The sequence below is a fragment of the Shewanella sp. SG41-4 genome (assembly GCF_014164505.1).
Classification (GTDB): Bacteria; Pseudomonadota; Gammaproteobacteria; order Enterobacterales; family Shewanellaceae; genus Shewanella.
This window is the reverse complement of record NZ_JACJFI010000192.1, coordinates 1-8,556: the sequence shown is the minus strand read 5'-3', so window position 1 is coordinate 8,556 and position 8,556 is coordinate 1. Positions and strand designations below refer to the sequence as shown.

The window sequence follows — 8,556 nt, the reverse complement described above, 5'->3', positions numbered from 1 at the left end:
TAAGAAACGCTCGCGATCTCTTCCAGATTCAGATGGTTAGTATAAACTATATAATGCTATTCAGTGGCTATCAGAATGTTTGCGTAACATGATCATCTCTTCGAGCTTTTTCCATCATTCTTTTAAATGCAAGCCAAGTATCTTCTGAACTAATTATTCTTCCGTGCCCTAGATTTTTCGTAGTGGTTAGCATTACATGCGAATGTTCATCTGCCACAGCTTTACTGTCTTTCAGTTGGGAAATTTGGTCAACCTCATCATGAATGATATGGATTTTACCTAGGTAATTAGCAATGTGGATGTTGATGTTTCGATTGATAAGTTCCATTTGATGCTCCTGTTCTAAATCCTGCACAACATTAATTAGTCATTGGGGAGCCATACCACTTTGTTTGACGCGCTCAATCATAGATTCAAATAATTTGAATACTGGTGCAATTAATAAAATAGGATAAGGACTTGTTAAAGCAGCAAGTGAGGCGTAAGCCCCCATTGAATGAGTGACCACTGCGGCAATTGGTTGTTCTCGTTCCAGCCATGCAATCATCGCCAGCTTAATTTTCATAAATAAAAAAAGATTCGATAAGTCACCACTACTATTTCCGTGGGCAATCTGGTCGTAGGCAACTGCTTGATAGCCCGCCTCAGCGATCCTAGCCATCAACGGGAAAAATTGACTTGCAGAACCAGACCAACCATGACTCAGTAGAATAATTGGGCCAGTACCGATTATATAAGTTTGAATATCTCCTTCTATTGTTTTAACTGTTTGTAAAGTCATATTCTGTGGTATAGAAATTGATTTATTTCTAACAGGCCGTAAAAGCATTTTTTTGCCTGCCTTTACACTAATTACACGTGGTAGTGTTAAAATTGAATTAGTAATGCCACGAGCTAACCACCAGGAAAAATTCCGGCGATTATTCTCATTAAAGTATATTTTGCTACTCATAATTTTTTCCAATAATGTTCATTATAGTACGGTCGTGCTATTTTTTAGTAAATTTTTTTATAACGTATATTGCTCTATCAACTTGTCGAATCCTCGCTCAAAAAGCAGACGTTCCGAAGACTCACGATTGAGCCAATAGTATTTTTGGCTGCCGAGATAAAGTGAATACAATTCAAAAACAAATTGCTGGCTAGTTGAACCGACTCTGAAAGTTCCATCAGTAATTGCTATGTTTGCGATGCTTTCAAGAAAGTCTATCCAGCGGTTTAGTTGATGATGTAAAGCATCCCGAATTGTGCCTAGCCTATCATTAAACTCAATGGTAGCAGTGATAAAAAGACATTTCTTTGCGTGACCTTCATACCAGTTGAGCCATCGATTAGTGAGGGCGGTTAATAGTTCAATTGGCGTTAATTGAGAGCTGAGACCACTAATCACTTTTCTCTGAAACAACTCGCTTGCATAATCAATGATGGCTACTTGTAAGTTTTCTTTAGAAATGAAATGTGCATATACACCGCTTTTAGACAGACCTGATGCTTTCGCCAGTTCACCAATAGTCACGTCATTCAAACTCTTGCTTGTAGCTATTTGTAAAGCTTCAGCCAAAATGTGCTGGCGAGTTTGCTCTGATTTTGTTGTGCTTGTTGAGGTTATCATTTTCATACAAATAAGATTAGTACGGTCGTACTATTTTGTCAAGTCGATTTATAGTCATGGTGAAATTCCGAATCTACTGATGTAGGTGTGATGCATTTGACTGGTTTCTGGGGGCCGAGCTGTGATTAGTTCAACATTTAATGCTAACAGAGCCCAAAAGATCCACATTTGGGACAGAATGTGGAATTTCAGCCAATTTTGGAAATATAAAACTCTGGCGAGTGATAGAGATAAAAGATTTTGACGGCAGGGGTAAATGATCTTCTCTATTAGATCTTTTGTTGCCTTAGCTAAGTTAGAAGTCGAGAGGCCCATGTTACGTACTTTAGGAAGATAACTGAAGCTCTTGCTGTCACCTTGAGTGACAGCCCTGTTGGCAGAAAGAAGTATAAGCCAGTAAAGCAATTGTTAAGTAACAGATAATTATCATAGTGTAACGGTGGATAAATTATTTGGCACTGCTTGAAAACTCATCAATCATAAAATCGATAAAACAACGAATTTTTTTGGACAAATAGCGCCGATGAGGGAATATCGCGAATAAACCAAACTCAAGAGTGGTATAGCCAGGCAAGACTTCAAGCAACAAGCCCTGTGCTAGTGTATCTTGCACGATAAACTCAGGTATTAATGCTATTCCACCACCAGATTTCGCGATTTCCATTACCGCTCTCGGGCTATTAGCCGCAATTCTTGAGGTTACTTCAATGCTTTCAACTGTGCCGTTTGGTGAGACTAAAGGCCATTGTTTCCCTATGCGGAAATTACTGTCGACAATGCAAGAGTGGCTGGTGATGTCGTTCGGTGTTTTAGGGTATCCATGTTGGTTAAGGTAAGCTGGAGAAGCACAGAGTATTAATGGGTAGGTGTTTATTTGGCGGGCGACCATATTTGAATCATCAACCCCACCTATACGAATAACCACGTCAACACCTTCTTCAAGCATATCAATGCGCCTATCGGTTAATTGTATGTTCACCTGTATATCTGAATAAGTAGTGAGAAATTTATTAATCACAGGTGATAGTTGCATTTCGCCGAACGTCACCGGAACACTTATCTTTAATTTTCCTTTAGGTGCCGATTGCTCACCTGTTACTGAGTCCAGTAATTCCTCATATTCCTCGACTAATGGCAGTGCTCGTTCGTAATAAGTTTTGCCAGCATCTGTTAAGGCTAAACGGCGAGTGGTTCTATTGAATAATCGCACGCCAAGTTTGTCTTCGACTTCACCCACATATTTACTGACTAATGCTTTTGAGATCATTAACCGTTCACTTGCTGTAGTAAATGAGCCCGTTTCAACCACGGCAATGACCGTTTTTAAACCATCTAAAGAATCCATGACTGTCAACAATTTATTGATTATCTTTCAATGATAGCACTATTTATCAATAATTGAAGCTAAATAACAATGTTCAATGTGGAAAATATAAGGTACTACAAGCTTAGAGAACGAGAAGTGCTAGCACACACCATGACGAAAGTAGAGATTTATGGAAGACCTGGTTGCGCCTACTGTTCGATGGTCAAAAGGCTATTTGAGTCAATGCAAGTAGCATATTGCTATTACGATGTGTATGCCGAACCTAATCGAATGCAATAGTTACGCTGCCGTACGAAAGCAAGAAACTTTCCACAGATATTCATTGATGAGATATCTATGGGAGGATTCGAAGAGTTTTTTACATTAGATCGGAAACAAAAGGGATAATATTATATGAACTATAAGAATTGGCCAATTTCGAAACAAATTGGGTCACTCGGTTTACTTTGCTCGATTTTGATTTTTGCTCTAATGTCGTTTTTCTCTTACAAAACAGCATCAACAACATTACATAATAAGGCAATAAATGCAATTAGTGCTAAAATGCAAAGCAACGCAGAACTGATTAAATTACAATACGACAGTTTGCTAACACTTGCTGAAAGTAGTGCGGACATTCTCAGAACGCTTTATCCTGAAAAACTGTACCTAAATGGCTCGACAGTTCTAATAGCGAACATCACAGCCCCATCATTAATGCATGGTACAGAGCAAATCAACACATCTAACACCAAAGTGGACAAATACACTGAGCTGACCGGTGGTGTTGCAACCATTTTTGTGCGCAATCAAGATGATTTTACCCGAATTTCAACCTCTCTGAGAAAAGCCGATGGAGGGCGTGCAACTGGGACTAATTTAGGCACTGGTCATCCCGGATATCAACGACTCATCAAGGGCGAAGATTACCAAGGTTACGCTAAGTTGTTTGGCAAAGATTACATGACAATCTATCGCCCACTTAAAAGCGATACAGGGCAGGTGATAGCGATTATGTTTACCGGCTTTGACATTACTGAGTCAGTGGTTCAAATTCAACAGGCCATTAAGCAGCAAACACTCGAAGAGTCCGGTTACTACGCAATTATCCGTAACTCCGACAATAACATTATAGTTCACAAAAACATCAACAATGACTCAGCTTTTGAACCATCACTTTTTTATGGACTGTCAATTGAAAAAGTCTTAACTAACCGAGAACCTTTATTTCATACATCGCCCAATGGTGAAAATATTTTTGCTTACTCCATTCCAATCTTAGGTTGGAATTGGACCATGATAGGTTTAGTACCTGAAGCGGAATTGCATGATGAAAGTATGGGTATTCTGAAGCTTAACTTGCTCATAGCTGTTATCGGTATAATTTTAATATCAGCCCTCCTATTCAGCGTAATTAAAAGAGCCATCAGTCCTTTACAAAGACTCAAATCAAAAATTGCTACACTAGGTCAAGGTGATTTATTACAGCACTTTGAATTAAGTGATCCTGATAGCGAAAATGAAGTTGACCAAATCACGATGAGCATCAGTAAAATGGCCACAAACCTGTGCTCACTTATTAGCTCATTGCAACAATCTGTAGTGAGTTTGGATCATCACGCTCAAAACAGTCAACAAATCGCATCAGTTAACGGAAATGAAGCAAAATCTTTACTTCAACAAACCGAACACATTGCAACAGCCATCGAAGAAATGTCGGCATCTATTAAGAATGTGGCTGAAAACTCCGGACAAGGTGCATTGCAAGCGCAAGAAATCGATAATGCTTCACACGATGGACACAGACAATTAACACAAGTAGTCACAGCAATGCAATCGCTGAGTGAGCAGCTCACGCAAACGCAACAGAATATTGAGGGGGTAAACCATGAGAGTGTGGCAATCAGTAAAGTGACCGATGTTATTAATAGTATTGCTGATCAAACGAATCTATTAGCGCTCAACGCCGCAATTGAAGCCGCTCGTGCTGGAGAGCAAGGGCGCGGTTTCGCCGTGGTTGCCGACGAAGTGAGATCGTTAGCCAAACGCACTCAAGAGTCTATCAGCATCATTAGTTCGACTATTAGCAAGTTGCAAAAACAAGTTGCAATCACTACGTCACAAATGAAAGAGTGCCAAGACTTAGGTTTATCATCTGTCGCACAGGGAGATGCGGCTAATAGTCAACTGAGTCAGATTAACGCTAACATCGCTGAAATGGCGATGTTCTCTTCAAGCATCGCAATAGCAACAAAACAACAAAGTGCAGTAGCAGATGAGGTTTCAATTAGTCTTCATGCTATTTCATCACTTGCATCTGACAGTGATGAACGGGCAACTAAAGCGGTTAAAGGGGCCGGTGAATTGACATTGCTAGCCCAGAGTATTAAAGGTCAAATTGAAGTGTTTAAAGTAAAATAAACCTCATCACAAACGAAACACACATGTTTATTAAGCACAGAATATAGCCTACAGTTCACACACTTCGAAGTAAGTACTTCACGAAGAAGGCAGAAATTATCGAACTAAATCATATGCCTGGGTTTATAGTAGTGATTAATTTACTGTAAATCGCCACGGTGTTTATTACTTTCAACCCGTCATGCTGAAGCCTCTTTAAAGGGCTTGTTAACCGGATATTCAGGCTACTATATTCTTAGTAATTGCTAAATTGTAGTGATAAGCCTACATGATTAAGTACTACTGAATGGAGCGGTTCAAAAAGCTAAAACAAGCAAATTATATGATAGTAAATCGTTCTTTTTAGTTGCCACTTCGAAAGCGCAGATGATCACAAATCACAGAATTAGCCAAAATACAATAAATTACTCTATAGTGGGATTTTTTTTGTATACAAGTCGGTGTACTTTTGCTATAAAATAGAAATCGGTTCAGAGTTACTCTAGATTTTATTTTTCAGTTACGAGTAAACTTTATCGAAGTTTCAATGCTTCAACAAGTACATAGTATTGAAAAAGAGTATCTTCGCTGCTAAGTAGTGAACTATTGATAATCAGGTCTTAGTTTATCCGACTTCAAGTGCATCACAATTAAGTAGCGAGTGTAGAAGCAGTATATAAAAATCAATAAAGGTAATGAAAACTTCAACACTACATGTGCCTCATGAATACTAGCTATGATGGTTTACCGTTTTATATCTGCTCAACATCCTATTTAGAATAGAATGTTTGTTTTCATTCTTTACATATGTTAATTACGCCTCACTGAATCCAGGTTTAGATAATACCGTTGTCTTTTGGATAGAAATTATTTGCTGCGATTATTGACGAACATTTTTTAGTCAATCGTTGAAAATGTATCACGGATTTAAAGCACAGATCGAATGTATACCTAAAGGCATAATTTTTATTTTCAACAAAATCAACTTAACTAATAATTTTGACGAAATTAATGACCAAACAATGCCATGGAAAAATACAAAATGACTCATAATAAATCAGTGACACAAAGAGAGTATTTCTTTCCAACAACAGATCGACTTATCTCCGGAACCGATGCGAAAGGTAACATCTCTTATTGCAATAAAGCTTTTATTGAAGTTAGTGGTTATACAGAAGAGGAGTTGATTGGGCAGCCTCATAATATGATTAGACACCCTGATATGCCATCAGCAGTCTTTAAAGAAATGTGGCAAACCATATCCGCTGGGTATGTCTGGATGGGGCTAGTCAAAAACAGACGTAAGAATGGCGATCATTACTGGGTGAGTGCTTTTGTTACGCCGGTATTTGAAGCGAGTAAAGTGGTTGGCTATGAGTCTGTAAGGGTCGTGCCACTTGAAGATGAAAAGTCTCGGGCAGAAAGCGCTTATGCTCGCTTACGCGCTGGTAAGACAAACTTATCAAGGGTGAGTCGCATTACCAACACATTACAATCTCTCTCTCCGGTGATGGTTCCTGGCATTATTACCTCAGCACTGGCGTATAACATGGCTGGCTTAGCGACGGGGGCGATAACGCTCTGTGCGGCTGTATTATCAGCGATATGGGTATCACGTAAACAAAGCGCGCTATTATTAGATATTATCAACATTAGCCCTGAATCTTATTCTAATACGATGGTTGCTGAATCTTACTTTAAAGATACTGGCAGTAAAGCGCGAGCCAAACTCGTATTAGCATGCGAAATTGCCAGAAATCGCACGGCATTAACACGTATATCCGATGCTGCATCAGTGCTCGACACTATTGTACAACATACTCAGATAGAGTCTGAATCTACCTCAGCAGCCGTCGCACAGCAAAGCCATGCCACTCAACAAATTGCTTCAGCCATTACGCAAATGTCTGCGGCAATCCAAGAAGTCACTGGGAACGTGCAAAATAATGCAGTCAGTGCACGTAATGCCCTTGGAAACGTGGATGATGGTGCAAAATTAGCTAATGACGCTAAAACGGCCATTGATGCCTTGAGCCACTCGGTGGCGAGCATTGCCGCTACCGTTCGTGATTTAGCCGACTCTACCGAAGAAATTGGCCAAGCGACAAACATGATTTCATCGATTGCAGATCAAACTAACTTACTCGCACTGAATGCGGCAATTGAGGCTGCTCGCGCGGGTGATCAAGGGCGCGGTTTTAGTGTTGTGGCCGATGAGGTGAGAGCCTTGGCAGCTAAAACCAGTGAGTCAACGAACAAGATTCATGAAATCATAAAAGTACTAACAACAAGGGCCATGAGTGCAGTCAATACGTCAGAAGAAGGCGAAATGGCGGCTAAACTTGGCGTCCAAACGGTTGAGCACACCAGAGATGCACTCAATAATATCCGTAAGTCAGTGCATACTATTACTGATTTGACCGAGCAGATGTCTGCGGCAGTAGAGCAGCAAAGCACCGTGGCAGAGCATATCAATAAACAAATTGCTGAAATTGCCGACAGCACATCTGTAACGCAGAACTCTGCAAATGCAGCGTTAGGGTCAAGTCAGCGTTTAGCTGAAACGGTAATCAACGTTCGCTCCATTATCGCAAGATTCTCGTCGCAAGGAGATAAAAACTAATGGGTGACCAGCAAACCCAATACGACAAAATACTTCGAGCCATTGAGCATACAGCTGTTATTGGTGGGTGGTGGTACGACGTTAAGACAGCTAGCCTCATGTGGACAGATGCGATTCGTCATATTCATGAGGTTGATGATGATTACATGCCGACTATTAAAGATACTGTTACATTTTACAATTCGCCCTATAATAGACAGATTAAAAAATCAGTAGTCCTTTGTATTAAAGCGGGAATACCTTATAACATTAAAGCAAGCATCACCACCGCGAAAGGGAATATAAAATGGGTTTACGCTTACGGCGCAGCCCATCATATTAACAACAAAATGGTGGCAATTTATGGCGCATTTCAGGATATCACCGACGCAGTTGAAGAATCTGAGCGTTTGATTAAAACGACCAATGCAACACAAATCACCCTAGACAGCTTGGTTGAAGGCTTAATCGCTATCAATTTAGAAGGAACTATTACCGCATTTAATAAAGCAGCTGAGATTATGTTCAAATATAATCGTGAAGATATTATAGGTCAGCGCATTGAGAAATTAATGACAGAACCATTCAGAAGTAATCATCATGGTTATATGAAAAATTATGAAAAAACAAAAGTCG

General features: G+C 39.8%; 8 protein-coding genes. 4 read left to right on the top strand and 4 right to left on the bottom strand.

Going from position 1 to position 8,556, the window contains the following annotated elements:
- Positions 1-70: 70 nt before the first annotated feature.
- The 4 genes from H5202_RS15485 to H5202_RS15470 all read right to left on the bottom strand — a co-directional run bounded on the left by H5202_RS15485 (position 71) and on the right by H5202_RS15470 (position 2,957).
- Positions 71-328, bottom strand: coding sequence for a hypothetical protein (locus H5202_RS15485; RefSeq protein WP_182772867.1), 258 nt, complete (start codon positions 326-328; stop codon positions 71-73).
- A 39-nt stretch (positions 329-367) separates the two neighbouring features.
- Complete coding sequence (locus H5202_RS15480) at positions 368-952, bottom strand: alpha/beta hydrolase (protein WP_182772866.1); 585 nt, start codon at positions 950-952, stop codon at positions 368-370.
- Positions 953-1,009: 57 nt separating this feature from the next.
- Entirely contained in the window at positions 1,010-1,618 is a 609-nt protein-coding gene (locus tag H5202_RS15475; protein ID WP_182772865.1) for a TetR/AcrR family transcriptional regulator, read from the bottom strand.
- 442 nt (positions 1,619-2,060) lie between these two features.
- Entirely contained in the window at positions 2,061-2,957 is an 897-nt protein-coding gene (locus H5202_RS15470) for a LysR family transcriptional regulator (protein ID WP_182772864.1), read from the bottom strand.
- A 69-nt stretch (positions 2,958-3,026) separates the two neighbouring features.
- Here H5202_RS15470 and H5202_RS24800 point away from each other — a divergent pair, with 69 nt between their 5' ends.
- The 4 genes from H5202_RS24800 to H5202_RS15450 form a co-directional block, all read left to right on the top strand.
- Positions 3,027-3,218, top strand: a complete 192-nt coding sequence (locus tag H5202_RS24800) for a glutaredoxin family protein (RefSeq protein WP_443019419.1) — start codon at positions 3,027-3,029, stop codon at positions 3,216-3,218.
- 114 nt (positions 3,219-3,332) lie between these two features.
- Positions 3,333-5,339: a methyl-accepting chemotaxis protein gene (locus tag H5202_RS15460; RefSeq protein WP_182772863.1), complete on the top strand. Its 2,007-nt coding sequence runs from the start codon at positions 3,333-3,335 to the stop codon at positions 5,337-5,339.
- 1,021 nt (positions 5,340-6,360) lie between these two features.
- Complete coding sequence (locus H5202_RS15455) at positions 6,361-7,941, top strand: methyl-accepting chemotaxis protein (protein ID WP_182772862.1); 1,581 nt, start codon at positions 6,361-6,363, stop codon at positions 7,939-7,941.
- The coding region (locus tag H5202_RS15450; protein ID WP_182772861.1) for a PAS domain S-box protein at positions 7,941-8,556 on the top strand (616 nt) is incomplete at its 3' end. The genes H5202_RS15455 and H5202_RS15450, both read left to right, overlap by 1 nt.